The following is a 25094-nucleotide window of genomic DNA, read 5'->3' as shown; positions in this document are numbered from 1 at the left end:
GACGGGTTACAGGTAGGTAATTCTTACCAGATAGCCGCTTTGCGCCGACTGTGCAGCCAACCTGTACTTGGTTGAGAACAGCCGTTGCTGGGCCTGCGGCAACGGCGCCATCAAGGTGGTTGCGGCTTGCGGAGAGGTGGCCGAGCCGACCGGTACGTTGCTGCCGGTATCCAGGGTTTCCACGCTGATAGCCGCACCCTGGGTTGCACGCGGGCAGTCATCCAGGCGCAGCTGCTGTGCCTCCACTTCAAGCGCGGTCGCGCAGCCCGGGCTGGTGATCCGGCCGCTGAACTGCACAGTGCCCTCACTGGGCTGGGCCAGCGCGCTGATAGGAGCAAGTGCCACGCCAAGCAGGAAAGAACGGTTCATGGTGGTGCTCCGCGCTGTGGGGCCTTCAGTAAGCGCCCGCCCATGGCGATGCAGAAGACGCAAATTGCAGTTCTGCAGGAGGCGATCACGCAGCGAAGGTGACTTTCATCAAGGCGGTTTATTCCCTCGATCGCAGCCCATTTCCCAAAGCACTGTTCTCAGTTTTAAGGGGACCAGGTAGTGAATTTGGATGGGTCTATCCCGCGAAGCGATATGCGGAAGTTGCTGGCATGCGCGTCTGTGTAAAGGGGCCAAGTCAATTCGCAATTTTCGTGAAGGTCATCACATTAATAATTGCTAACGTTTGCCCCGGACCTGACAAGCGGTCGCCGCGTTCTCACCAGGATATCGACAGTGGGGTATCGCTTTGGAATCGCTTGTTCCCTCCGCACTCACTTCAATCAATAGGGCAAGGTAAACGCAATGCGCAACGTCAACATCATGGCAGTACTCGTACTGGCTGCAGTCCCGCTCATCGCCAGCGCCGCTGATGGCACCATTACCTTCAATGGCGAGATCACCGACAAGACCTGCACCGTTTCTACGCCGCAGGGTAACGATTTCACCGTAACGCTGCCGACCGTGGGTGCCAGCGCCTTGGCCGCCAGTGGACAGGTTGCCGGCCGCACTCCGTTCTCGATCAATCTGACCCAGTGTGATGCGGGCAACGTTGCGGCTTACTTTGAGCCGGGCGCCACCATTGACGCCAGCAGCGGTCGTTTGAACAATACCGCTGCTGCCAACCCGGCAACCAACGTGCAACTGCAGTTGTTGGGTAGCACCAACGACGTACTGCCGGTGACTGCGGCGGGAGCAGGCCAGGTGCAGGCTGGCTCGCAGTGGGTGACGGTTGCTGCGGATGGATCGGCAAACCTGAACTACGCCGTTGAGTACTACGCCCAAGGTGTAGCAACTCCGGGTGAAGTCACCAGTAGCGTGAAGTACACGATCATCTACAACTAAGTGTAGTTGTCGGGACCCTCGACCGGCAGTGCGCCCGGTCGAGGGATTTTTGCGCGCATGGAATCAGTGGCGGCGATGAAATCACTTTTCAAAAAAAACACTGCTTGGCGCAGCGTTGATGGTGTCGTTTTGTCCGCCCAGCATGGCGGGCGTGGTAATCAGCGGAACGCGGGTCATTTATCCATCGCAGGTGCGGGAGATTACTGTCCAGGTGAGCAATGTGGGTGATACGCCCTCGCTGGTGCAGGCATGGATTGATGGAGGAAATCCCGAGCAGACAGCGGAAAACAGTGACGCCCCTTTTTTGCTGACGCCGCCCATAGCGCGTGTCGAAGCCGGGCGCAGTCAGGCGTTGCGAGTAATTTTTACCGGCGCCGACTTGCCGACGGATCGCGAGTCACTGTTTTGGCTGAACGTATTGGACGTGGCGCCCTCGCCGAAGGATACCGGCGAAGAGCAGAACTATCTGCAGGTTGCATTTCGTTCGCGGATCAAGCTGTTCTATCGGCCGAAGGGTTTGCCGCAAGACGCAAACAGTGCACCAGCGAAGCTGCGTTGGAGTTGGTCAGGCGGAAAGCTGCGCATCGACAACCCAACGCCTTATCACGTGACGCTGGCTGAAGTGCGCGCGGGTGCGACCAGCACTGGCAGAGTGATTGAAGGCAAAGGCGCGATGGTTGGGCCGAATCAGAAGTTGGTGTTTGACACCGATGAGTCCATGAATCAGGTGAGCTTCGTCACCATCAACGACTACGGCGGCAGGGCGGAGAGCATCGCCAACGTAATGGTTGGTCATTAAGCACATCGGCTCGAAGGATTGAGCATGTTCGCGGTAGCAATCGTTCTCAAGGAACTCGGTGTGATTGAGTGCAGTTTGTCGTCATCAATTCGGAGATCCATTGACGGTACGGCGCGAGCCAAGGTCCGCCTGTTGCCGGGGTTCGTGCTTGCGGCAGGCGTAGCGATGCCGTTGTCTTTGTTGGCAGCGCCGGCGCCCAGTCCTGAGCCAAGCGCCAATCTCGGTGAGCAGGCTCTATTGGTGAACGGCGGGCCTGGCAGGCCTGCTGCTCCGGAAGCGGCGCAGTTCGACTCGAACTTTCTTTCCGGCTCGGGTGCGAAGGTCGATCTGTCCGCCTTCACCAACGGAAATCCGATGGTGGCGGGCGACTATCGAGTGGACATTTACGTCAACGGCAGCTGGAAGGGGCGCCGTGATCTGCCGTTCCGCGCAAATGGAAAAGGAGAGGTAGGCGCTTGCCTGGACATCGCGCTGCTTGAGGAACTTGGTGTAGATACCGAGCAGCTGCTGGTGGCTTCCGCAGACGCGAACACTGCAGGTGCCTGCTACCAGGTGCAGGAGCGCATACCCAATGGGTTTGGCATTTATGACAGTGGAAATCTGCGCTATGACTTGAGCATTCCGCAGGTGAATTTACGGCGCGAAGCGCGCGGCTATGTTAATCCTGCACTATGGGACCGTGGCATAAATGCAGGCTTCGTCGGCTATAGCTTCAATATGGTGGACGGGCAAACACGCGGTGCGCTGGCTCAGCGCAGTCGGAGCGCCTACCTAGGTCTGAACATGGGGTTGAATCTGGGTGGCTGGCAGCTGCGTCAGGACTCCAACCTTACCTGGAACGAGGGTTCGGGCAGTCATTGGCAGCGCATTGCGACTTATGCCCAGCGAGGATTCGCAGAGGTGGGAGGGGAACTCACCGTTGGTGAGGCCTATACCAGTGGTGAACTGTTCGATTCGGTTGGCTATCGCGGTATCAGCCTGGCTACTGACGATCGCATGCTGCCGGATTCTCTTCGTGGCTACGCTCCGGTGATACGCGGCATCGCCGAGACAAACGCCCGTGTGGAAATTCGCCAGAACCAACAGTTGATCTATTCCAGCACAGTCTCGCCTGGCAACTTCATCATTGAGGATCTGTATCCCACAGGCTATGGCGGTGATTTGGATGTCAGTGTCATTGAGGCTGATGGTCGCATCCGGTCCTTCAAGGTCCCGTTCGGCGCGGTTGCGCAGATGTTGCGGCCAGGCATGTCTCGTTATGCGTTCACGATTGGCCAAGTACGCAATGACAATCTGTTGGATGAACCCTGGCTTGCGCAAGGTACCTATCAGCGCGGCATGGGTAATCGCTTGACGTTGTACGGCGGCGGGCTACTTAGTGATAACTACGCCGCGTTGCTGTATGGCGCGGGCCTGGCCACACCTGTCGGTGCGCTGTCGCTTGATATGACGCACGCGCGCTCGCGGTTCCAGCGCGGCCAAGATACGGTGGGCTCGAGCATGCGGCTGAGCTATAGCAATCTGATTGGTACGTTGGGCACCAATGTGACACTGGCAGCTTATCGGTACTCAACCCGTGGCTATTACACCCTGCAGGACGCGTTGAGCCATCGTGATTCGATTTCGCGCGGCTTCGGCGCGCAGCGTTATGGCAAGCAACGCAGCCAGTTCCAGTTGACCTTGAACCAGCCGCTGGCCAAGGGTTGGGGCTCGCTATATGTGACTGGGTCGGTGCGCGACTTCTACGATGTACCCAGCAACAGCGTGCAATACCAAGTTGGCTACAACAACGCTTGGCGCGCGGTGAACTTTGGCTTCTCGGCGGTTCGCACAGAAGAAGGCCTGCCTGCAGTCCGTGATACCCAATACTTGCTGAGCATGAGCATGCCGCTGGGCAGGCGTAGTCGGTCGATGGCGTTCAATGCGGACATCGGCATGCGCGACGGTGGTGCAAGGGGCCGCAACGGCGGCTATGAGAGTAGCCGCATCGGCATCAGTGGGTCTGCAGGTGCTGACTACAATGTGGATTATGGGCTGACTCTGACCGACATCCGCGATGGCCGCACCAGTGTGATGGCCTCGGCGGGCTATCGAGGCCGCTATGCGACCGTCAATGGTGCCTACGGTTACTCCGATGACTTCCGCCAGTTGTCGCTTAGCGCCAGTGGAAATGCATTGGTGCACAGCGGAGGCGTAACTTTTACACCGTATCGTGGCGATACCATGGTGCTGGTGCATGCCCTTGGCGCGACTGACGCCCGGCTGACCAATGCTCTGGGTCTGCGCGTGGATAGTCGGGGCTATGCGGTGGTTCCGTATGTCTCGCCATACCGCCTCAATGCCATCACCCTTGATCCGGCCGACATGTCGCGTGATGTCGAACTGGAGTCCAGTAGCCAATCGGTAGCGCCTTACGCGGGTGCGATCAGCCTTTTGCGCTTCCAGACCCGGAGCGGCAGGGCGTTGCTGATCAGTGTGCGCGGTGCTGGCGGGCAGTCGTTGCCGCTTGGTGCTGCGGTCAAGGACGACGACGGGCAACTTGTTGGTCTTGTCGGGCAAGGCGGGCGTCTTTATGTGCGCACCGAGCGCGATAGTGGCCTGCTGCGGGTGGAGTGGGGGTCGCACGCGTCGCAACGTTGCTTGTTGCAGTACCAGGTAGCTGCGGCTACCGGCCAGGAACAGTTGGGAATCACTTCAGTGGAGACGGTATGTCGTTGATACATTGCCCGATGCGGTTGCTGGGGGTGGCCATGCCTGCGGTGCTAGGATTTTGTTTTGTACAGCCAGCATTTGCACTCTGCAAAATAAGTTCACCAAGTTTTGTCGCTCAAACCATCGATTTGAATCTTGGCGAAGTTAGCGTCCCGTCGAATCTTCAGGTCGGCGGCGTGATTCTTACGCGGACCTTTCCCGTCACATCGAAGGCCTCGACGAGTTTCCGTTGCGATTTATCTGGAGGGTACGCAAAACTTGCGCTTTTTCAAGGTGGAATTTTGAGCGGCGTGCCCGGCTTTGGTGAGGGCGTTCTAACCACTGCCGTTCCCGGGATCGGAATCAGGATTAGGCAGACAGTTGCGGCTAACGGGGGAGGAACAAGTACGCATTACTATCCGGTGGAGATGAGGTACGGGGCATTGGCGTCATTCGGGATACCGAGTTCAAATCTGGTAGTAGAGTTGATAAAGGTCAATGCTGTTGTTGGTAGCGGCCCGATCGCCGGTCCTGGCTTGCTCGCGGGCCTAATCCTCGATGGTGTGGATTCATTTTCCCCCTTATTGGCAGTGACCCTGAGAGCCGGTGGGGCGACCATTAAACCCCCCACCTGCGTGCCCAGCGCCGGTAGCCAGAATATCGCGGTGAATTTTGGTGCCGTGTCCCGGAGTGTATTTTCCGGAGTGGGTGCTGTTGCTGGCAATCGCGATTTCAATATTGAGCTTGATTGTCAAAGCTCCAGTGTGGCGGGTTCCACCGTCGGCGTGCGCGTGGATGCTCTGCAGGATGCTTCAAGCATGCCGGGTGTAATGGCATTGACTGCGTCTACGGACGCGGCCTCCGGTATAGCGATTCAGATGGTTCAACGTGGAGCGCAAGGTGAGCGGCCGCTGCGCTTTGGCGAGACCGTTGTTCTTGCCAGCGGGGCAATGAATGCCGGAACGTTGGTTTTGCCATTGAGAGCCCGCTATATCCAGACCAGTGCGGGTGCGGTGGGGCCCGGTAGGGCGGGGGGCATGGCGACGTTTACCATTCAGTACAACTGAGCGTTACTCGTGTACCCCTCCCCTGCATGTTTTTTTACGTGCGACTGCTGTTTGTTGCCCCCTTTGACTGTGCAAAGGAAGTGTAGGCTTGCTTCTGTGGCCGCCGCGTAACTCGATGGCGCGGCTGCTGTTGCAGCTGTAATGGCTTGTGGGCCTGGTAGCGTGGAAAATGCATGGCGTGGGTTATTTAATTCAGTTATTTACTTGCCGGTGCATGATTTAGTGGTAACAAATCGTGGTGTCGTGTGTTGAATCCGACATCAATGTTATAGTCGATACGCCTGATTGCGTTCGATCAAAATAGCAAACGGAGGTGCTTGCCTATGTGCTTGGTTATGCCGATCAAGGTGCTGGCTGTCTGAACTGAATCCCCAACTTACCTGCTGGAAATTGGCGGGGCGCCGTGGCAATGAGGAACTGTATCGTTCCTGCTGCAACAGTGGTTGGTTCCGCGATTCTAATTTGATCTTCAACTGCAGCTGACGCCACGCGTCGGATCGCACTGCATTCAATTGCAGCCTGCGCTCGCACGAAATACCTGTGAGCATGTTCGGCCGCGCTGCATGTACAGCGGAGGCGGCGCAGGCCTGTGCGAAATAAAACAACCGACTTCTCACCTGCGAGTTGCGCCAGGTGCCAGTCGCCGTTGACGTTGCGGCATCGCTTATCAACCGCTGGCGCAGTAGTTGTTGTACGGCCGGCTTTCATAACGATGGAGGCAGTATGTCGTCGATTCATGGGCATGCCCGCGTTCTGTGGGCAGCATTGCTTGCTGTTGTGGCGGTATGGCTGGGGCCAGAGGCGCATGCAATGTGTACGCTGGGCGCCGGCGCTTTCGTTGCGCAGGACGTGCAGATGGATATGGGGCAAGTGGTGATCATGCCCACTGTGCCAGTGGGTAGCGTTATCAAAGAGCTGGTGGTGACAATCAACCAGCGTGATCGTGTTGCGCAATGCTCCGGCTCTGGCAGCGCGATTGGGCGTTATGTCAACGCGGCCCAGCAGGCGCCCGCTGCGGGATTTCCCAATGTGTATGCGACCGATGTGGCGGGTGTAGGTATCCGTGTCTACCGCGACTCTGGAAGTATCCAGACGTTCTATCCGCATGATCTGCCGTTGAACGGCAGCAGCGCCGTAACCTTGACTGGTGGCACCTTCCGGGTTGAGTTGATCAAGACTGCGGCGGTAACGGGCTCCGGCCTGATTGCACCCAATGGGAGATTCACCACGTATTACCTCAATGGCGATGGGCCGCTCAAACCGGTGCTGGTATCCACTTTCAAGGGTTCGGGTACCACGGTCGTCAACCCCACCTGTTCGGTGCAAGCGGGCAGCCGCAACATCGTGGTCGAATTTGGCGCGGTGCCCGCCAGCAGCTTCACCGGGGTTGGCTCGCGTGCGACAAGCCGCGACTTCGATATTGCGCTGGATTGCCAAGGCAGCAATCTTGCCCAGTATCAGAACCGGATAGGCGTGCGCCTGGATGCCACCCAGGATGGTTCCAACCTGCCGGGTGTGCTGCCGTTGTCGGCGATTGCCAATGCTGCTGGTGGGGTCGGGATCGAACTGGTACAGCGGGTTGGTAGCAGTGAAAAGCCGGTGCAGTTCTCCAAGAACATTGAACTCGGCACAAGTGTGGCCGGGCTGAGCACGATGCACTTGCTGTTGCGCGCGCGTTACATACAAACCCGCGCCGGCAGAGTAACGCCAGGCAAGGCCAACGGTGCGGCGACGTTCACCATTCAATACAACTAGCCATGCTGTGGGGACGCCCGGCGGCGGTTGTGGCCGGGCGTCCTGGGGAGAGTGCGGCCCAGTGCCTACGCGGCCGTGGCGGAACCTGTCTGCCCCGTTCTAGAATGCTGCCTTGCCATCAAGAGGGCAGTGCATGGGGATGCACGCGGATACCAGTTGTATCAATTGTGGTCGCGCAGCCGGCGGTCCCGATCAGAAGTACTGCCCGAACTGTGGTCAGCCTACCCCGGTGCATCGCATCGATTGGCATTTCCTTGGCCATGAGCTGGAGCACAGCGTGCTGCACATGGACCGCGGCATCCTGTATTCGCTCAAGCAACTGATGGGCCGGCCGGGTCACCTGTTGCGTGATTACATCCAAGGGCGGCGCGGCAACCAGGTCAAGCCACTGCTGCTGATCACGATGATGACGGCGGTGGTGCTGCTGTTGAATCGTTTGGTTACCGGCAACAGCATCTTGGATAGCGGTGCACCCGATGTAATGTTTGCCGGCCAGGCGTTGCCGGCGGAGGTGCTGCGGTTCATGGCCGCATCGCGCACGGTTGCTGCCTGGATCGAGTCACACTTCGCGGCGTTCACGCTGATGTTGTTGCCTATCGAAGCGCTGGCGTTCCGCTTGGTCTTCAGTCGTTACAGCAAACTGAATTATCCCGAGTGGCTGGTGATAACCACGTTGCTCACGGTGCAGGCCTTTGTCATCTGGTCGGTGCTGGTATTGCTGCACCGCTGGGTGCCGAATACCCAGATGCTGGCTGGCATGCTGGGCATGCTCTACAGCGTGGTTTCGCTGGTGCAGTTCTTCCAGCACCGGCCGACATGGTCGACCGTGTGGCGCAGCCTGTTGGCGCTGGCGTTGTTTTCGGTGGTCAGCGCGATGCTGGTGTTCGCTGTCACCATCACGGTGATGGCGCTTGGTTGACCCGCCAACGCTGGCGCTTCAATCACTCCAACGCATAGCGCAGCACGAACAGCCCGGCCACCAGCCACACGGCCGGGTGGACTTCGCGCCAGCGGCCGGTGCCGGCCTTGAGCGCTGCGTAAGCGATGAAGCCGAAGGCCAGGCCATTGGCGATGGAGTAGGTGAACGGCATTGCCAGCGCACACAGCGCTGCGGGTACCGACTCGGTCAGGTCATCCCACTTCACTTCCACCAGTTCGCGCAGCATCAGCCCAGCGACGAACAGCAGGGCGGGTGCGGTGGCATAGGACGGCACCATCGCCGCCAGTGGCGAAAACAGCAACGCGGCCAGGAACAGCGCGGCGACCACCAGTGCAGTGAGCCCGGTGCGGCCGCCTACCTGCACGCCGGAGGCGCTTTCGGCAAAGGCGGTGGTGGAGCTGGTGCCCAGCAGCGAGCCAGCGACGATGGCGCTGCTGTCAGCGAGCAGGGCGCGGCTGAAGCGCTTCTTACCGTCTTCCAGTTTCAACAGGCCGGCGCGGCCGAGTACGCCGTAAAGCGTGCCGGTCGCATCGAACACTTCCACCAGCACGAATACCAGCACGACCTGCAGCAACACCGCCAGTGGCGCACCGCCGTCGTGGTGCAGCAGGCCGGGCAGATCCAGCTGCAGGAAGGTCGGCGCCAGGCTGGGCGGCAGCGAGACGATGCCTTGGTATTGCACCGAACCGATGGCCCAGCCCACGCCGGTGACGGCCAGGATGCCGATCAGGATGGCGCCACGTATCTTGCGTGCCTCGAGGACGGCGATCAGCAGGAAGCCGGCCAGGGCGAGCAGGGGCGGGGCGGTGTTGAGCGGCCCCAAGGTCAGCATGGTGTCCTGGTTGGCGACGATCACGTTCGACTTCTGCAGCGCGATGATGGCCAGGAACAAGCCGATGCCCGCGACAATCGCCGAACGCAGCGAGGCGGGAATGCCCGCCACCAGCCAGGCGCGGATGCCGGTCAGTGACAACACCCAGAACACGATGCCTGAAATGAAGACCGCCGCCAGCGCCTGCTGCCACGGCAGGCCAGCCGCACCGACCACAGTAAAGGCGAAGAACGCATTCAAGCCCATGCCCGGCGCCATGCCGACCGGGTAGTTGGCGGCCAGCGCCATCACCGCCGAACCAATCGCCGCCGCCAGGCAGGTCGCCACGAACACCGCGCCCGGATCCATGCCGGTGGTGCCGAGGATTTCCGGGTTGACGAAGACGATGTAGGACATCGTCAGGAAGGTGGTGATGCCGGCCAGCACTTCGGTGCGGACGCTGGTGCCGTGTTGTTGCAGCTTGAAGATGCGGTCGAGCAGGGACATGGGGGAATTCCGTGGATTGCAGGCTGTTCCTCTCGCTGTGTGGAGAGGGGGCCGGAGGCGGGAGCAGGACTCTGCGCTTGCCTGTGATGCGTGATGGAGCAGGGCTTTGCGATCCCTTCTCCCGCCCGCGGGAGAAGGTGCCCCGGAGGGGCGGATGAGGGGAGCTTCACCCGCTCTTCGGCGCTTCCAGCTTTTTTAACCAAAGCAAGCGATGCAGGTTTCCCGCGCAGAGCTTGCCCTCACCCCAACCCCTCTCCCGCAGGCGGGAGAGGGGCTTCAAAGCGAAGGGCGTGCTGTCCTGCGCCGTCGCCAAAAGCAGACGGCCGCGTTGAGCGGCCGTCTGTCGGGTATTACTTCAGTGCCTTGAAACGCAGGCGCTTGGGACCGGCGTCATCGCCGAGGCGACGCTTCTTGTCGTCCTCGTATTCGCGGTAGTTGCCCTGGAAGAACTCCACGTGCGAGTCGCCTTCGAAGGCGATGATGTGCGTGGCGATGCGATCCAGGAACCAACGGTCATGCGAAATGACGAAGGTGTTGCCCGGGAACTCCAGCAACGCATCTTCCAATGCACGCAGGGTTTCGATGTCCAGATCGTTGGACGGTTCATCGAGCAGCAGCACGTTGCCACCCTGCAGCAGGGTCTTGGCCATGTGCAGGCGGCCACGCTCACCACCGGACAGCGAGCCAACCATCTTCTGCTGGTCCTGGCCCTTGAAGTTGAAGCGGCCGATGTAGGCACGCGACTGGATCTCGACACCGTTGATGTTGAGGATGTCCAGGCCGCCAGCAATTTCCTGGAATACGTTGTGGTTGCCCACCAGCGCGTCGCGGCTCTGGTCCACGTAGGACAGCTGCACGGTCGGGCCGGTCACGATCTCGCCGGAGTCCGGCTTCTCAAGACCGGTGATCATCTTGAACAGGGTCGACTTACCGGCACCGTTCGGGCCGATGATGCCGACGATGGCACCCGGCGGGATGATCATCGACAGGTTGTCGATCAACAGGCGGTCGCCGAACTTCTTGGAGACGTTCTTGAACTCCATCACCGAGTTGCCAAGGCGCTCACCCGGTGGGATGAACAGCTCGTTGGTCTCGTTGCGGCGCTGGTAATCAACGCTCTGCAGTTCGTCCAGGCGGGCCAGACGCGCCTTGCCCTTGGTGCGGCCACCCTTGGCATTCTGGCGCGACCATTCCAGTTCCTTCTGGATCGCCTTCTGGCGAGCCTTTTCCTGGTTGTCTTCCTGCTTCAGGCGCTCGTCCTTCTGCTCCAACCACTGGGTGTAGTTGCCCTTCCACGGAATACCGCGACCGCGGTCAAGTTCCAGGATCCACTCGGCGGCGTTGTCCAGGAAGTAGCGATCATGGGTAACGGCGACCACGGTGCCGGTATAGCGGTGCAGGAACTGCTCCAGCCATTCGACGGACTCGGCGTCCAGGTGGTTGGTTGGTTCGTCGAGCAGCAGCATGTCCGGCTTCTGCAGCAGCAGGCGGCACAGTGCAACGCGGCGCTTTTCACCACCGGACAGGTTGCCGATCACGGCCTCCCACGGCGGCAGGCGCAGTGCATCGGCAGCGATGTCCAGCTGCTGTTCCACGGTGTGTGCGTCACCGGCGGCCAGAATGGCCTCCAGGCGCTCCTGTTCCTTGGCCAGCGCGTCGAAATCGGCGCCTTCTTCAGCGTAGGCGGCGTACACGGCTTCCAGCGCGGCCTGTGCCTGCAGCACGTCGCCCACGCCTTCTTCCACGGCCTGGCGCACGGTGTGCTCCGGGTTCAATTCCGGCTCCTGGGCCAGGTAGCCGACCTTGATGCCGGCCTGCGGGCGGGCTTCGCCCTCGAAATCGGTGTCCACGCCGGCCATGATCTTCAGCACGGTGGACTTGCCGGAGCCGTTCAGGCCCAGCAGGCCGATCTTGGCACCGGGGAAGAACGACAGCGAGATGTCCTTGATGATCTGCCGCTTGGGCGGGACCACCTTGCTGACGCGGTTCATGGTGTAGATGTATTGCGAGGACATGACGTCTCCGTAGCGCACGCCTGCGCCCGGTCCGGTAGCGGACTGGGCCCAAGACAAAAGGGAATCATCCATTATAACAGGGACCCCGCCATGCCCGGCTGACCGCCAGCTGCCCTTGCCGGTTTATGAATGGGAAAGGCCGTAACCGTTTCCAGCCGGAATTCGTTCAGGCGAAGTGAGCATGATGGGAACTGTCCACCAACCCAGTGAGGGCCACCCATGAAGATGAACCGCTTAGCTGTCGCAGCGATGACCACCCTGCTGGCATTTGGTGCCACCGCCCCGGCCTTTGCGGCAGGTGACCGCGATGACCACGACCGTGGCCGCCATGGCTGGGATGACCGTGGCCGTGGCCATGACCGCGGCAGGGGGCACGGGCATGACCGCCACGACCGCCGTGATGACCGCCGCCATTACAGCAACGGCTACCGCGAGGGCTACCGCGACGCCCGCTACAACGACCGCCGCTATTACGCCCCGCCGCCGCGCGTGGTCTATCGCCCCTATGGTTTCGAGCGTGGTCACCGCTACAGCAACTACTACGGCGGCCCGGTCTACGTGGTCAACGACTACGACCGTTACCACGTGCGTCGTCCGCCACACGGCCACCGCTGGATCCGCGATGACCGCGGCAACATGCTGATGGTGGCCATCGCCACCGGCATCATTGCCGATGTCGTGTTCAACCGTTGAGCAGTAGCCGGCGGTAGCTGAAAAGAAAAGGCGCATCTTCGGATGCGCCTTTTCGGTTTCAGAGGCCCGGGATCACTCCGGTTGCAGACTCACGCAGCCCATTCCCCTTGCCTGTGTGCAACTGCCCTCCGGCAACAGGATGCTGGTGCCACTGGAGGAGGCGGCAGGCAGCAACGGTGGCAGGAGGTTGGGTAGCGACACCGGCGCTGCATCATTGCGGCTGGCAACCACGGCGCGGGCCATTTCAGCGGCGGTATCCGCCGATACCCCTACCACCTGCAGGCTGCCGTCCTGGTAGCTGATGTCGTAGTTGCCCAGGCGGGCGCCCTGCGCATCACCGGCGAGGATGGCGTACATGCCGGGCTGCGCGTTGGCGTTGTTGCCGGCGCTGGACAGCGAAACACTGTCGATGCTGTCGCCGTTGAGCAGCCCGTTGCTGCGGAAATCATCCAGGGCCAGCACCTGGCCGATGCGCTTGCTGGTGTTGTTGGCGGTGATGACCAACCCGGCCTTGCCGATCGACAGGTTGCCATCGACATAGCGGATGTCGTAATTGGACAGGCCGGTACCAACGGCATTGCTGGCGGTGATGCTGTAGTTGCCGACGTTGGCCGTCGCTACGCTGCCGTTGCTGCTCAGGTCCAGGCCGGAAATGCTGTCGTTGTTGAGCAGTCCAGTGCCGCTGAAGCCATTGAAGCCACCGCTCTGGCCATAAGTCTTGCCGCCATTGCCTGCGGTGATGGTCAGGCCGGCCTTGCCGATCGACAGGCTGCCGTCGACGTAACGGATGTCGTAATTGGACAGGCCGGTACCAACGGCATTGCTGGCGCTGATCGCGTAGTTGCCGACATTGGCGGTGGCTGCGTTGCCAAGGCTGGCCAGGTCCACACCGGTGAGAGTATCGAAGTTGACCAGGCCAAAAGCGTTGAAGCCGTTGAAGCCACCAATCTGACCGTAAATCTTGCCGCCGTTGTTGGCAGTGATGGTCAGCGACCTCGGGTCCACCTGCAGCGAGCCTTGCGCGAATGCAAGCGCATAGCCGCTGGAACCGGCATCCAGCGAGCCTGCGCTGATGTCGATGTTGTACGGTGCTGCGGAGACACCTGCCATTGCTGCTGCGCCCGTTGAACTCAGCAGCGGCGCGCCGGAAAGCAGATTGCTCACCGAATCAGCCAGGTATGCCCCGCTGACTCCAGCCATGGCGCCTTCAACGGTGAACGCACTTCGCAGGTCGAGATCGTCGCCATAGATCTTGCGCAGGTTGTTGGCGCGGATGGTCAGTGTCGGCTGCCAGGCAAACACATAGCGGTTGCCGCTGTTGGTCGGGGCGGTGAACGCGGGTGTATTCCACAACGCGGTATTGGCGCTGTCGAGTGCGCCGAAGACATGGCCCAGGGAGGGTGAAAGAAGGTTGACGTGCCAGCGGCCGTTCGGTGCAACGGAGATCGCATTACTCCCGATACGGTTGTCGAAGATGCCAGCCGTGGCGAGGTCGACATTGCCGGCGTTGATCAGTCCGCCCAGGCGCAGGCCTGCGTCGGCGCTTACGCGCAGATCACCGGTGGTGGTGATGGTTCCCAGGTGCAGTGCATCGGCGCTGGCAATACGAGCGCTGCCCGCATCGATGTCCAGGCGACCACCAAAGTGGTTTCCTGATTGCTCCAGGTTGATGGCGCCGCCTGCATGTAGTTGGCTGTTGCCATCGATCAGCACAGCTGCGTTTTGCCGGATGTCGCCCGTGGTGGCGCGCAGGTTCAGCGAGCCGCGTGCACGCACGTCCGCCAGTTGCAGGCCGCCGGCGCTGACGAGGGTGATGTCGTTGCCATCGATCGCGATGCTGCCGAGGAAACGGTTGCCGCTGTCGGTCAGCGCGATGTCGCCGTCGGCATCGAAGCGGCTGTTGCGGACCACGTCCAGCGCGCCGGTCTGGGTGATGGTGCTGCTGCTGTCCACCGTCAGGTCACGACTGAGGGTGCCGCCCCGCAGCTGCACGCCGTTGCCGGCAAGGCTTGCATCGCGGGCCAGCAGTTGGGCGATGTCCAGCGCGCCTGTGCTGGTCAGCGTCACGTCGCGGCCAATGGCACGCAGGCCGCTGCCGAACTGGTTGCCGGTGTTGCCCAGCACGATGTCATTGCTGGCGCTGAGTGTGCTGTTGGCGCCGAACGCCAGCGTGCCGCTGCCCTGGCTGATGTTGCCGGTGCGCGTGGTAGCGGTGAGTACGCCGCTGATGTTGGCGTTGTTGAACAGCAGCGCATCGGCGTCGAGGCTGGCGTTGCCGAGGACAGTGGCGTTGGCCAGCGACAACGAGCCGTTGCCGTAGGCCGTCAGCTGGGTGAGGTTGACGCTGTCCAGTGCCAGCGACGATTGCGCGCGGAGAGTGGCCTGGTTGCCCTGCAGCGCCACCTTGCCACCGAAGCTGTTGGCGGCATTGTCGAGCACCAGATTGCCACCGTTGCCAGCACTGAAGACGGCATCGCCGCCCACCGTCAGCGTGCCGCCCTGGGCGAACCCGGAGCCGCTGCCGATATCGAGCTTGCCGCGGGTCTGCAGTGCCCGTGTTGCAACGCTGGTACCGCGCAGGGTCAGATCGTTCAGTCGTGCCGCGCTGTTGGTGCCGGCGTCGCCCTGCAGGTCCAACGCGCCAGCGGCACGCAGGCTCAGCGAGCTCTCGCCATCGGCCGTACCGTTGATCGCACCGCCTATACGCACATCGCCGGCGCTGCTGGCAATGTTGTAGTCGCGCGTCGACAACAGCGACAGGCCGCCCAATGCGATCGTGCCGCTGCTGCTGATGTCGCCGCCAAGACGCGTAGTGGACACTCCGCTCGTGTCGAGGCTGGCCAGTGCAGTGCTGCCCCCGAGGGTGCTGTTGAATATCACATCTAGTGCACGCTCGATGGTGAATGCATGGGCGCCATCGATGCTGCCATTGAAGAAGATCTGGCCGACATCGCTGGCCAGGCGGGTATCGCCCAGCAGCGTGACCGCGCCGTCGTAGCGCTGCAGGCCCAGCGTGCGGACCGCAGTGGGCAGGTGCAGGCGGGCGGCGGTGGCCTGCAGGCTGGTCGCGGTAATGCTGGAGAACGCCAGCAGATCGTTGGCCTGGATCTGTACCTCCTTTCCGCTTACCGACACGCTGCCGCCAAAGCGGTTGGCGTTGCCGTTCAAGGTGATCGCATCGCCGGCGATCAGGGTGGTGATGCCCTCCACGTCCAGCGTGGTGTTGGCCGCCTGGCTGAGTGACCCACCGAGTTCGAGCCGCAGCGCATTACCGAGTCGTACGTTGCCCAGCTGCAGATCCTGTGCATTCACTGTGGCATTCACGCCATCCAGGGAGACGACGCCGCCAAAGCGGTTGCCTGGGTTGGTGAGTTGGATGTCGCCGATGGAACCAAAGGTGGCGGTGCCCCCGACAAGGTAAGCGCCGCCCTGGATCAGCGGGAGCGCAGTGACGATGCGCAGCGCACCCTTGCTGGTGATGCCCAAGCCGCTGAAGAGCAGCGTATCGATGTCGATGTTGCGTGCAGCGATGCTTCCCCTGAGCAGGAGGGTGCTTTGCGCTTTCAGCCCCAGGTCGTAGCCATCGGGGTTGCTTGGGGAAGTGCCGCTGCTGATGCCGCCGCTGCTGATGGCGCCGCCACTGCTGTGCAGGCGCGCGTTGCCGGTCAGGTGCACCGACCCGTCGAGCCCGATGTTGCCGCTGCTGCTGATGTCATTGCCCAGTTCAATCACGCCGGCGTTGGCCTGCAGCGACTTCAGTGCCGAGGTCGCGCCCAGCGGCCCGCCGAGCGCGATCCCTGTGAACGCAGACAGGGTCAGCGCGCGGTTGGCCCCGTTGCTGTCGACGGCACCATTGAGGCTGACTTTGCCATTGGTGCTGGTCACGCCGATGTCGGCATCCAGCCGCAGCGGACCGCTGAAGACGATGTCGTTGGCTGCGCTCACGTTGCCGGCCAGCAAGGTGCCGCCTCCGGCAGCGACATTGAGTGCCTGCAGCGGTGTGATCGAGCCGATCGCCCCTGCGAATGTGGTGGCCTGCGAGGTAATAACGTTGAGCTGATAGGCACCATCGACGCTGCCGGCGAAATGGCTGTTGGCGGCGGTCACGCTGCTGTTAGCGACCAGCCTCAGCGGCGCGCGATACAACTGGTCACCCGTGGTCAGCAGGGTGCCGGCAAGGGTGATGGCGGCGCCGTTCGCATCCAGGCTGCGGGCATCGATGCCCCCCAGTGCCAGGGTCCCGCTGGTATCGAGCACGATGTCGTTGCCCATCGCGAAGAGCAGGCCGCCAAAGCGGTTGCCGGTATTGCCGAGGGTGATGTCCCTGCGCACGCCGGCGTCGGCCGCGGTCACACGGGTGCTGCCGGTGACCTGCAGCGCGCCGTTGTTGGACAGCGCGCTGCGGGTGACCAGGGTCAGGTCTCCGCCGACGGTGCCGGCGATTGCGCCGATGCGGTTGTCCACGCCGCCGAGACCGGCCGTGCCCTGCACGTCCAGCTTCACGGCGCCCTGCAGGGCGCCGCTGCTGCCTTGGCTGACAGTGCCAGCGGTCAGCTCGATCATGTCCGCGTCCACCGTGCCGCTCACGTTCACGTTGCCGGTGTTGGCCGTCAACCGCGCCCCGTTAGCAGAGATGCTGCCACCGGCAATATCGATGCTGGAGCCCGCGATGTCGGCCGTGGCGGCAGTGATCGTTGCGCTGCTCAGCACGGGCGCGTTGCTGCGGATGGTCAGTACGCCATCGCCGGCGTCGATGGCATTGGCAGTGATGGTGCCGCTGGTATTGATGCCGTGGCTGGCCAGTCCCGGACTGACCATCGCGTTCATGCCGATGCTGCGGGCGGTCAAGGTGCCGGTATCGTTGATGCCGATGGCAGCGGCCGTGCTGGCGGCGGTGGTGGCAAACGACAACCGCAGGTAGCCCGTCGATGAGGCCTGGGGGGTGACCAGGACACCGCCGGCCGCAACCAGATCGATGCTGCCGTTGGGGGCGCTGATCACTCCGTTGTTGCTGACCGCGCCACCGACCAGGCTGATGCCACCGTTGGTGGCGAGGAGGGTCGCGTTGCTGTTGCTGATCATCGCACCGGTACCGCCTCCAGCCAGCTGGAACATCGGTGGCAGCGGGCCGCCATCAACGGGCAGTGACGGCGTGCCGACATTCAACGTGCTCGCCAGCAGGCCGCCAACGTTGACGCTGGCACCGCTGGTGAAAGCGATGCCCGACGGATTGAGCAGGAATACCTGGCCGTTGGACCTCATCTGGCCGGCAATGATGCTGGCCGTGCCACCGGTGATCTGGTTGATCGATACCGCCTGTGAGCTGGGCAGGTTGAAGTTGACCTGGTTACCCGCGCCGATGTTGAAGTTCTGCCACTGGATCAGCGCGCTCTGCGTGCTCTGGCTGACGTTCAGCACGTTGCCGCTGGAGTTGATCGATGCGCTGCCGGCGATGATCTGGCCGTTCTGCGGCAGCGACTGCGCGGCGGCCTGCAAGCAGGTAGCCAGCAGCAGTGCGCCTGCCAGCGGTGCCAGCCGCACGGTGCGCTGTGAGGTGGCCAAGCTGCTGCGGCCGCGGCCCGCGCTGGCACCGATTTCCGAGGCTACCTGCATCAGGCCCAGGGCGTGGTTGTACACAAGGCGATAAATGCGATTCATGGTTGGATTCCTCAGAAAGTGCTGCTGATGCGCGCCCAGTACTGGGTGCTGCGTTGGTCACTGCCGCTGTAGCTGCCGGTGGGCTTGGCCGCGCTCATGTCCAGACGCAGCTCCGGCTTCCATGGCAGCCGCAGGCCAAGGCCTACACCGGCGCCTTCCAGGGTGATCGGCAGCACTCCCAGGCGGCGGTTGTCCGGCGCCGGCGAAGTGCGGCCCCAGTCGTAGAACAGATTCATATCGACCAGGTCGCCCCAACGCCGGCCATCGAAGGGCGAGGGCGTGTCGGCGAAGCCCGGTGCGCTGACCTGGTATTCGAACGTGGCCTGCACGCCGCGGTCACCCAGTGCATTGGACAGCGGATAGGCGCGCACGCTGGTAGGCCCGCCAACGCTGAACTGCTCCAGCGGGGTCAGTGCATCTTCGGTGAACTGCGCGCTGCCGCGCAGCAGCAGGCGCTGGTTGCCGGGCAAGGCCTGCAATCGCGCCACGCTCGTACGCGCTACCCAGAAGTACGGTGCGTGCGCGGTGTACAACCAGTTGAACGGCGAGGATTCGTCGTTGACCGACTTGCGCAGCGATACCTGTGCCAGGTTCATGCCGCGCCAGCGGCGGTCGGTGTGACGCAGGCTGATGCCGGCATCGAGTACATCGAAGCTGTGCCGCGACAGCAGCATGCCCAGCCCTTCCAGTTCGGATTCCTCGTGGATCCAGCGTGCCGATGCCTGCACCTGCAGGTCGTTGCGCTGGATGAACTTCCAGTCACCTCCGGCGTAGAACAGGGTGGTCGGGCCGGTCAGGCGCATCGCCGCGAACGGCCCGCTGTTGATCTCCATCTCGCTGCGGCTGATGCCGGCAATCGCGCTCAGGCCATCTACCTGCGCAGACGGCACGCTCAGCGACAGCGCCGCTTGCCAGCTGTCGGCGGGGTCCAGCCCGTAACCGAGGCTGGCGGCAAGCACATCGCCTGCACCAAGCGCGTTGAACGCACTCACCGCGACTTCGGCGCGGTACTTGCCGGTGCTGTCGGTGCCGTAATTGTTCAACCCGGCGGTGATCTCGTAGGGATGGGCGCTGTCCTTGGCGACCAGCACGATGTCGGTCTCGCCTTCGTTCTGACCGGGTTGCAGCACCGAGGTGACCGACACGCCGGGCAGGTCGCGGGCGTAGAGCAGGGCGCGTTCCAGCTCGGCCTGGCGCAGCGGTCGGCCAATCAAGCCCAGGCTGCTGGCATTGAGCTGGTCGTCGCGGTAGCGCTGGCTGCCCTGCACCAGCACCCGGCCGACCCGGCCTTCGATGACCTTCAGGGTCAGGGTCTGGCTGTCGCCGATCTGCTGCGGCGGGATATAGGCCACCGACACCAGGAAGCCGGCATCCCGGTAGGCCTGGGTGATGCGGGCGGTGATCTGCTCGATCTGCGGGAAGCTCAGTGCCGCCGGCAGGGTCGGACTGATGTCATGCAGGGCCTGGTTGGCAACGGCCTCGATCGAGGCGTGGCTGATGCTGCTGGCCGGGTGTTCGCCAACCCCTTCCACGCTGACTCTTGCGACCTGCACGGTGGCGACGGCCGCTGCAGCGGGTTCGGCGGCTGTAGCGGATGCTGCCTGGGCCAGGACCAGCGCCAGCGCGCAGGCGAGCAGGGCGGCGCTTGCGCGCAGGGAATAGGCGGGACGATGGCAGGTGTGGCGGCCAGGGCGGTGCATCAGCTGGGTATTCCTTACAGTTCAACGGGAGGGCTGGCGGCTGGAAAAGCAGCTAGCTCACTCTGTTAACCGTAAGAACCGCAGCGGGACGATCACGGAAATCAGGTAACCGATTTAATGTGTGACTCACGTCACATGTTGATCCGTGCTGGACGCTGCTCGTTCATAGCGATGAACAGACGGTCTTGTGGCTGGAACGGCTACAATCGGAAGCTCCCTCGCCCCCGTACCAGGAGCTGTGATGTTCCCGCGTGAAGCCCGTATCGAGTCCTACGATCCCGAGTTGGCCAAGGCCATTGCCGATGAGTGCCAGCGTCAGGAAGACCATGTCGAGCTGATTGCCAGCGAGAACTACGCCAGCCCGATGGTGATGGAGGCGCAGGGCAGCCAGCTGACCAACAAGTACGCCGAGGGTTACCCGGGCAAGCGCTACTACGGTGGCTGCGAGTACGTGGACATCGCTGAGAAGCTGGCCCTGGATCGCCTCAAGCAGCTGTTCGGCGCCGATTACGCCAACGTGCAGCCGCACAGCGGCTCGCAGGCCAACCAGGCCGTGTACTTCGCGCTGTTGCAGCCGGGCGACACCATCCTGGGCATGAGCCTGGCCCACGGCGGTCACCTGACCCACGGCGCCAAGGTCAATGCTTCGGGCAAGATCTTCAACGCCATCCAGTACGGCGTGGACGAGGCCGGCCTGATCGACTATGACGAAGTCGAGCGCCTGGCGCTGGAGCACAAGCCGAAGATGGTGGTGGCTGGTTTCTCCGCCTATTCGCAGATTGTCGACTGGGCGCGCTTCCGCGCCATCGCCGACAAGGTCGGTGCCTACCTGTTCGTGGACATGGCGCACGTCGCCGGTCTGGTCGCTGCTGGCGTGTACCCAAGCCCGATCGATCACGCCCACGTGGTGACCTCGACCACCCACAAGACCCTGCGTGGTCCGCGTGGCGGCATCATCATCGCCAAGGGCGCTGGCGAAGAGATCGAGAAGAAGCTGCAGTCGATCGTGTTCCCGGGCATCCAGGGCGGTCCGCTGATGCACGTCATCGCCGCCAAGGCCGTGGCCTTCAAAGAAGCGCTGGAGCCGGAATTCAAGGCCTACCAGCAGCAGGTGGTGAAGAACGCGCAGGCAATGGCGACCACGCTGATCGCACGCGGTTACAAGATCGTCTCCGGCGGCACCCAGAACCATCTGATGCTGGTGGACATGATTGGCAAGGATGTGTCCGGCAAGGACGCGGAAGCCGCACTCGGCAAGGCCCACATCACCGTCAACAAGAACTCGGTGCCGAACGACCCGCGTTCGCCGTTCGTGACCTCGGGCCTGCGCCTGGGCACCCCGGCCATCACCACCCGCGGTTACCAGGAAGCCGATTGCGTGGCGCTGGCGGGCTGGATTGCCGACGTGCTGGACGCTCCGGCCGACGAAGCCGTCATCGCCCGCGTGCGTGATGCGGTCAGCGAGCAGTGCCGCAAGTACCCGGTTTATGGCTGATCGGTGGCGGGTGCCAGCGTATTGCGGCGCCCGTTCCAGCCTGAGCTGACCGCATTACCCCGGGTTGGGCGCTTGCCCCGGCCCGGGGTTTGTTGTATCTGCGTTACAGGTTTTCCACGTCGCATGCGCGGCGCCTGATGTCCAAGGCTTGAAACATGCATTGCCCGTTCTGCCAGCACACCGATACCCGCGTGATCGACTCACGTGTTTCCGAAGATGGCGCCACCATCCGCCGCCGGCGTGGCTGCGAAGCCTGTGGCGAGCGTTTCAGCACGCTGGAAACCATCGAACTCAAGCTGCCGGTGATCGTCAAAAGTGACGGCGGCCGCGAGGCCTTCGATGCGCGCAAGCTGCGGGTGGGCTTTGACCGCGCGCTGCAGAAGCGGCCGGTATCGGAAGAGCGCATCGAGGCGGCGGTACGCGCCGTGGTGCACCAGCTGCGCATGTGCGGCGAGCGCGAAGTGCCCTCGATCAAGGTCGGCGGCTTCGTGATGGACGAGCTGCGCAAACTCGACCATGTCGGCTATGTACGCTTTGCCTCGGTCTACCGCAGCTTCGAGGATGTGGCGGATTTCCGCGACGAGATCGAAAAGCTGGAGCGTGATCATTCCAATGATGAGGGTCAGCTGCCGCTGCTGGACCGTGCGCGGGTGGAAGAGGCGCGGGCAGGCAAGAACGGCAAGCGCTGACCTGTGCGTTGGCTCGGTATGGAGGCCGAAACGACGATGCGATCAACGGGAAAGCGGTTTTCACGCAATGGACTGTTTGTGGCTGCGTTGTGTCTGACATTGACTGCACAGGCGCAGGCGCAGACGCAGACGCAGGACCAGGAGCAGCAGTTGTCCAAGCTGTTGGATGTGGCTGAGCGCGCCCGGCAGGCTGCGCAGCAGGCCGCCGACGCTGTTTCCACGCTGGATCAAGCTCGGCGCAGGCCACCTTCCTGTGTGGGAGAGACCTGTACGCCAGAGGCGCTGGCAGGGCGCTATCGCATCGTCGAAGAGGGATTTGCAGGCTCGGTTCTGGAGCTGGGCCGCGACGGGAACTATGCGCTGCAGTTGGCCATGTCTCCCTTGCCGCGCAGCTCGAAAGGGCAATGGTCGCTGGAGGACGGCATGTTGTTGCTGCATCCGCGCGATGACCTAGCCGACGCCGTGCAGCTGGTTCCTTATGAAGCAAGGTCGGCCGAGCGCGCGCAGTTGCAGCAGCTGCTTGCCGACTTGAAACAGGCGCATCCGGACCCGGCTGAAAGCAGCGATCACGACGAGCTCGAGGAACTGCAGGCGCAACTTGCAGACACGCACGTAGCGGGCAGGCCGCTATACGTTGATCTGCTCGATCCAATGAGCGGCGTGGCCAGCGACGGCGTGCAGGTTGTGTTGGAGCTGGCCCAGGGCGAGCTGGCCGCTGAAGGCAAGTTGTCTGGGGGAAACGCCTATCGCTTCCCATCACCGGCACCGGGGCAGGTGGTGACTGGCCTGCGCTTGCACTTCCCAGGCATGGATGCGCCCCTGCGCCTGCCTTTGCAACCGCCGCTGCGGCCTGGCTACCAGGTGCTGTTTGACGGTTGCGCGGTAGGTATGTGCGAATCGCCAACGATGGGCTTGCTGTTGGAGCAGGCGGAGGGTGGCGTGCGTTTTGATGCCTTGGGCATTGGCGTGTTCCAGCGTGTGAACGACTAGATTTTTGAATAGGCAGACCACCGAACGTGGCTGCGTGAGTTGAATTCGATGAAGATCATCAATCTGCAGGACCGGCGCGAACTGCTGCCGGCAATCGCCCTTGCCCACGTGCAGGCCTTCGGCACGCTGCTGCCCAACTGGACGCTGGCCCAGGCCGAAGCCGAGCTGCGTGCGCAGCAGCGCGACGGCATTCCCTGTACCTGGCTGGCCGAAGATGACAGCGGCTGGCTGGGCTCGGTCAGCCTGTTGCATGACGATCACGAACAGATACGGGGCTGGTCGCCGTGGTTGGCGTCGCTGTATGTAGATCAAGCCGCGCGTGGCAAAGGCGTCGGCGCAGCGCTGGTAGCGCACTGCGTGGCGCAGGCGGCGGCGCTGGGCGTGCCCTTGCTGTATCTGTACTGCGAAACGCCGATGGTGGCGTGGTACCGCAGCCTGGGTTGGCGTGTGCATGCCGAGCTGCAATTGGGTCCGTTGGCGATCACGGTGATGGCAATGGATACCGGTTCCCCCTGATCTGCCGGGAAATACGGGTGCCGGCGGCGGTGCGCATACACTTGGCGCACTACTACTGCCCAAACCGGCAGCGCATTCGCAATGAGGTTTTACCGATGAGTCAGTTCACCGCCACCGATCACCTGCTGATGGCCCGCGCGCTGCGCCTGGCCGAACGCGCGGCCTGGACCACCCGCCCGAATCCGATGGTGGGCTGCGTCATTGCCCACGGCGATGAAGTGGTGGGCGAGGGCTGGCATCAGCGCGCTGGCGGCCCGCATGCCGAAGTGTTTGCGTTGCGCCAGGCCGGTGAGCACGCGCGCGGTGCTACTGCTTACGTCACTTTGGAACCCTGCGCGCACTACGGCCGCACGCCGCCCTGCGCGCTGGCGCTGATCGATGCTGGTGTGGGCCGGGTGGTGGCGGCGATGGCCGATCCCTTCCCTGACGTGGATGGCGGCGGCTTCGCGCTGCTGCGCCAGGCTGGCATCCACGTCGAGGTGGGTTTGATGGCGGCGCAGGCGCGTGAGCTCAATCATGGGTTTCTATCGCGCATCGAGCGTGCCCGCCCGTTTGTGCGGGTGAAACTGGCCAGCAGCCTGGATGGACGCACGGCAATGGCCAACGGCGAATCCAAGTGGATCACGGGTGAGGCGGCACGTGCCGACGTGCAGCAGTGGCGTGCCCGCGCGGGCGCGATCCTGACCGGCGCGGCAACGGTGTTGGCGGACGATCCGCTGCTGACCGCACGCCCGCAGGCCGGCGAATTTCTACCGCCATTGCGGGTAGTGCTGGACGCACGGCTGCGCACCTTGGACTGCAAACGTGTGCGCGAAGGCGAGGCGGCCACCTTGTATCTGCATGATCCGTCGGTGCCGGTGCCCGCGCTGGAGGATGCCGAATTCGCCGGCGTGGGTGTGCAGGGCGATGGCCGGCTTGATCTGGCCGAGGTGATGGCGATGCTGGCCACGCGCGGGATCAACGAGGTGCATGTCGAAGCGGGGCCAACCCTGTGCGGCGCTTTGCTCAAGGCCGGATTGGTTGACGAACTGTTGCTGTACATGGCGCCCTTGTTGATGGGCGATGGCGCGCGGCCGTTGTTGGCGGGCCTGGGCATTGAGCATATGGCCCAAGCCCTGCCGCTGGAGGTGCATGACGCACGCATGCTCGGCAAAGACCTGCGTCTGCTGCTGCGGCCCTCATTAGGGACGGCGTCGCCCCGCTGAGCGCAGCGCACCCGTAGTGCCGAGCCATGCTCGGCAGGGGCCTTACCGGGAACGCCTTGCCGAGCATGGCTCGGTACTACACGGATGAAGCACCGCAGTGCGGCTGGAAAGCACCGCTCCTGTAAGGGCCACTGTCTGCAGCTGCAGCCGTCAGTGGGAACGGCCAGCGCACCTGTAGTGCCGAGCCATGCTCGGCAGGAGCCGTACCGGGAACGCCTTGCCGAGCATGGC

17 protein-coding genes are annotated in these 25094 nt (G+C 62.8%); 12 read left to right on the top strand and 5 right to left on the bottom strand.

Annotation, left to right across the window (positions count from 1 at the left end; genetic code table 11):
* Positions 1 to 6: 6 nt before the first annotated feature.
* Complete coding sequence (locus ACVOKO_RS10860) at positions 7 to 369, bottom strand: hypothetical protein (RefSeq protein ID WP_346498925.1); 363 nt, start codon at positions 367 to 369, stop codon at positions 7 to 9.
* 423 nt (positions 370 to 792) lie between these two features.
* Here ACVOKO_RS10860 and ACVOKO_RS10855 point away from each other — a divergent pair, with 423 nt between their 5' ends.
* The 6 genes from ACVOKO_RS10855 to ACVOKO_RS10830 all read left to right on the top strand — a co-directional run bounded on the left by ACVOKO_RS10855 (position 793) and on the right by ACVOKO_RS10830 (position 8563).
* Positions 793 to 1332, top strand: a complete 540-nt coding sequence (locus ACVOKO_RS10855; RefSeq protein WP_346498924.1) for a fimbrial protein — start codon at positions 793 to 795, stop codon at positions 1330 to 1332.
* Positions 1333 to 1450: 118 nt separating this feature from the next.
* The gene (locus ACVOKO_RS10850) at positions 1451 to 2131 is read left to right on the top strand and encodes a fimbrial biogenesis chaperone (RefSeq protein ID WP_346498923.1); all 681 of its coding nucleotides are present in this window, start codon (positions 1451 to 1453) and stop codon (positions 2129 to 2131) included.
* 24 nt (positions 2132 to 2155) lie between these two features.
* The gene (locus ACVOKO_RS10845) at positions 2156 to 4849 is read left to right on the top strand and encodes a fimbria/pilus outer membrane usher protein (protein WP_346498922.1); all 2694 of its coding nucleotides are present in this window, start codon (positions 2156 to 2158) and stop codon (positions 4847 to 4849) included.
* Entirely contained in the window at positions 4840 to 5889 is a 1050-nt protein-coding gene (locus ACVOKO_RS10840) for a fimbrial protein (RefSeq protein ID WP_346498921.1), read from the top strand. Before ACVOKO_RS10845 ends, ACVOKO_RS10840 begins: the two co-directional genes overlap by 10 nt.
* Before the next feature lie 723 nt (positions 5890 to 6612).
* Positions 6613 to 7644 carry a fimbrial protein gene (locus tag ACVOKO_RS10835; protein WP_346498920.1) on the top strand — a complete coding sequence of 344 codons (1032 nt, stop codon included), beginning with the start codon at positions 6613 to 6615 and terminating at the stop codon, positions 7642 to 7644.
* Between the two features lie 229 nt (positions 7645 to 7873).
* On the top strand, positions 7874 to 8563 hold the full coding sequence (locus ACVOKO_RS10830) for a DUF3667 domain-containing protein (protein WP_346498919.1): 690 nt from the start codon (positions 7874 to 7876) through the stop codon (positions 8561 to 8563).
* Positions 8564 to 8585: 22 nt separating this feature from the next.
* On the opposite strand, the gene ACVOKO_RS10825 is transcribed toward ACVOKO_RS10830, so the two are convergent.
* On the bottom strand, positions 8586 to 9902 hold the full coding sequence (locus ACVOKO_RS10825; RefSeq protein ID WP_346498918.1) for an NCS2 family permease: 1317 nt from the start codon (positions 9900 to 9902) through the stop codon (positions 8586 to 8588).
* A gap of 350 nt (positions 9903 to 10252) precedes the next feature.
* Entirely contained in the window at positions 10253 to 11917 is a 1665-nt protein-coding gene (gene ettA, locus ACVOKO_RS10820; RefSeq protein ID WP_346498917.1) for an energy-dependent translational throttle protein EttA, read from the bottom strand.
* Positions 11918 to 12136: 219 nt separating this feature from the next.
* On the opposite strand from ettA, the gene ACVOKO_RS10815 reads away from it, so the two are divergent.
* Positions 12137 to 12610 (top strand): RcnB family protein, encoded by a 474-nt coding sequence (locus ACVOKO_RS10815; RefSeq protein ID WP_062169343.1) that lies wholly within the window; start codon positions 12137 to 12139, stop codon positions 12608 to 12610.
* A gap of 72 nt (positions 12611 to 12682) precedes the next feature.
* On the opposite strand, the gene ACVOKO_RS10810 is transcribed toward ACVOKO_RS10815, so the two are convergent.
* The gene (locus ACVOKO_RS10810) at positions 12683 to 18268 is read right to left on the bottom strand and encodes an MBG domain-containing protein (protein ID WP_346498916.1); all 5586 of its coding nucleotides are present in this window, start codon (positions 18266 to 18268) and stop codon (positions 12683 to 12685) included.
* Between the two features lie 11 nt (positions 18269 to 18279).
* Positions 18280 to 19968 carry a ShlB/FhaC/HecB family hemolysin secretion/activation protein gene (locus ACVOKO_RS10805; RefSeq protein ID WP_346498915.1) on the bottom strand — a complete coding sequence of 563 codons (1689 nt, stop codon included), beginning with the start codon at positions 19966 to 19968 and terminating at the stop codon, positions 18280 to 18282.
* A gap of 241 nt (positions 19969 to 20209) precedes the next feature.
* Between ACVOKO_RS10805 and glyA the strand changes: the two genes are divergently transcribed.
* The 5 genes from glyA to ribD all read left to right on the top strand — a co-directional run bounded on the left by glyA (position 20210) and on the right by ribD (position 24863).
* On the top strand, positions 20210 to 21463 hold the full coding sequence (gene glyA / locus ACVOKO_RS10800; protein WP_062169336.1) for a serine hydroxymethyltransferase: 1254 nt from the start codon (positions 20210 to 20212) through the stop codon (positions 21461 to 21463).
* A 155-nt stretch (positions 21464 to 21618) separates the two neighbouring features.
* A complete protein-coding gene (nrdR, locus tag ACVOKO_RS10795) occupies positions 21619 to 22152 on the top strand; it encodes a transcriptional regulator NrdR (protein WP_062169334.1) in 534 nt (177 codons plus the stop codon).
* 78 nt (positions 22153 to 22230) lie between these two features.
* Entirely contained in the window at positions 22231 to 23142 is a 912-nt protein-coding gene (locus tag ACVOKO_RS10790; RefSeq protein ID WP_346498914.1) for a hypothetical protein, read from the top strand.
* Between the two features lie 48 nt (positions 23143 to 23190).
* Positions 23191 to 23658 carry a GNAT family N-acetyltransferase gene (locus tag ACVOKO_RS10785; RefSeq protein WP_346498913.1) on the top strand — a complete coding sequence of 156 codons (468 nt, stop codon included), beginning with the start codon at positions 23191 to 23193 and terminating at the stop codon, positions 23656 to 23658.
* A 95-nt stretch (positions 23659 to 23753) separates the two neighbouring features.
* Complete coding sequence (ribD, locus tag ACVOKO_RS10780) at positions 23754 to 24863, top strand: bifunctional diaminohydroxyphosphoribosylaminopyrimidine deaminase/5-amino-6-(5-phosphoribosylamino)uracil reductase RibD (protein WP_346498912.1); 1110 nt, start codon at positions 23754 to 23756, stop codon at positions 24861 to 24863.
* Positions 24864 to 25094: the final 231 nt, after the last annotated feature.

It is taken from the genome of Stenotrophomonas sp. STEN240, from assembly GCF_056756175.1.
Note: the sequence above shows the minus strand (reverse complement) of the source record. Positions and strands in the feature narration are given on the sequence as shown.

What these genes read in the sequence shown, in the direction of transcription:
- ACVOKO_RS10860 (WP_346498925.1), bottom strand. Translation starts at nt 369, where the DNA reads ATGAACCGTTCTTTCCTGCTTGGCGTGGCACTTGCTCCTATCAGCGCG.
- ACVOKO_RS10855 (WP_346498924.1), top strand. Translation starts at nt 793, where the DNA reads ATGCGCAACGTCAACATCATGGCAGTACTCGTACTGGCTGCAGTCCCG.
- ACVOKO_RS10850 (WP_346498923.1), top strand. Translation starts at nt 1,451, where the DNA reads ATGGTGTCGTTTTGTCCGCCCAGCATGGCGGGCGTGGTAATCAGCGGA.
- ACVOKO_RS10845 (WP_346498922.1), top strand. Translation starts at nt 2,156, where the DNA reads ATGTTCGCGGTAGCAATCGTTCTCAAGGAACTCGGTGTGATTGAGTGC.
- ACVOKO_RS10840 (WP_346498921.1), top strand. Translation starts at nt 4,840, where the DNA reads ATGTCGTTGATACATTGCCCGATGCGGTTGCTGGGGGTGGCCATGCCT.
- ACVOKO_RS10835 (WP_346498920.1), top strand. Translation starts at nt 6,613, where the DNA reads ATGTCGTCGATTCATGGGCATGCCCGCGTTCTGTGGGCAGCATTGCTT.
- ACVOKO_RS10825 (WP_346498918.1), bottom strand. Translation starts at nt 9,902, where the DNA reads ATGTCCCTGCTCGACCGCATCTTCAAGCTGCAACAACACGGCACCAGC.
- ettA (WP_346498917.1), bottom strand. Translation starts at nt 11,917, where the DNA reads ATGTCCTCGCAATACATCTACACCATGAACCGCGTCAGCAAGGTGGTC.
- ACVOKO_RS10815 (WP_062169343.1), top strand. Translation starts at nt 12,137, where the DNA reads ATGAAGATGAACCGCTTAGCTGTCGCAGCGATGACCACCCTGCTGGCA.
- ACVOKO_RS10810 (WP_346498916.1), bottom strand. Translation starts at nt 18,268, where the DNA reads ATGAATCGCATTTATCGCCTTGTGTACAACCACGCCCTGGGCCTGATG.
- ACVOKO_RS10805 (WP_346498915.1), bottom strand. Translation starts at nt 19,968, where the DNA reads ATGCACCGCCCTGGCCGCCACACCTGCCATCGTCCCGCCTATTCCCTG.
- glyA (WP_062169336.1), top strand. Translation starts at nt 20,210, where the DNA reads ATGTTCCCGCGTGAAGCCCGTATCGAGTCCTACGATCCCGAGTTGGCC.
- nrdR (WP_062169334.1), top strand. Translation starts at nt 21,619, where the DNA reads ATGCATTGCCCGTTCTGCCAGCACACCGATACCCGCGTGATCGACTCA.
- ACVOKO_RS10785 (WP_346498913.1), top strand. Translation starts at nt 23,191, where the DNA reads ATGAAGATCATCAATCTGCAGGACCGGCGCGAACTGCTGCCGGCAATC.
- ribD (WP_346498912.1), top strand. Translation starts at nt 23,754, where the DNA reads ATGAGTCAGTTCACCGCCACCGATCACCTGCTGATGGCCCGCGCGCTG.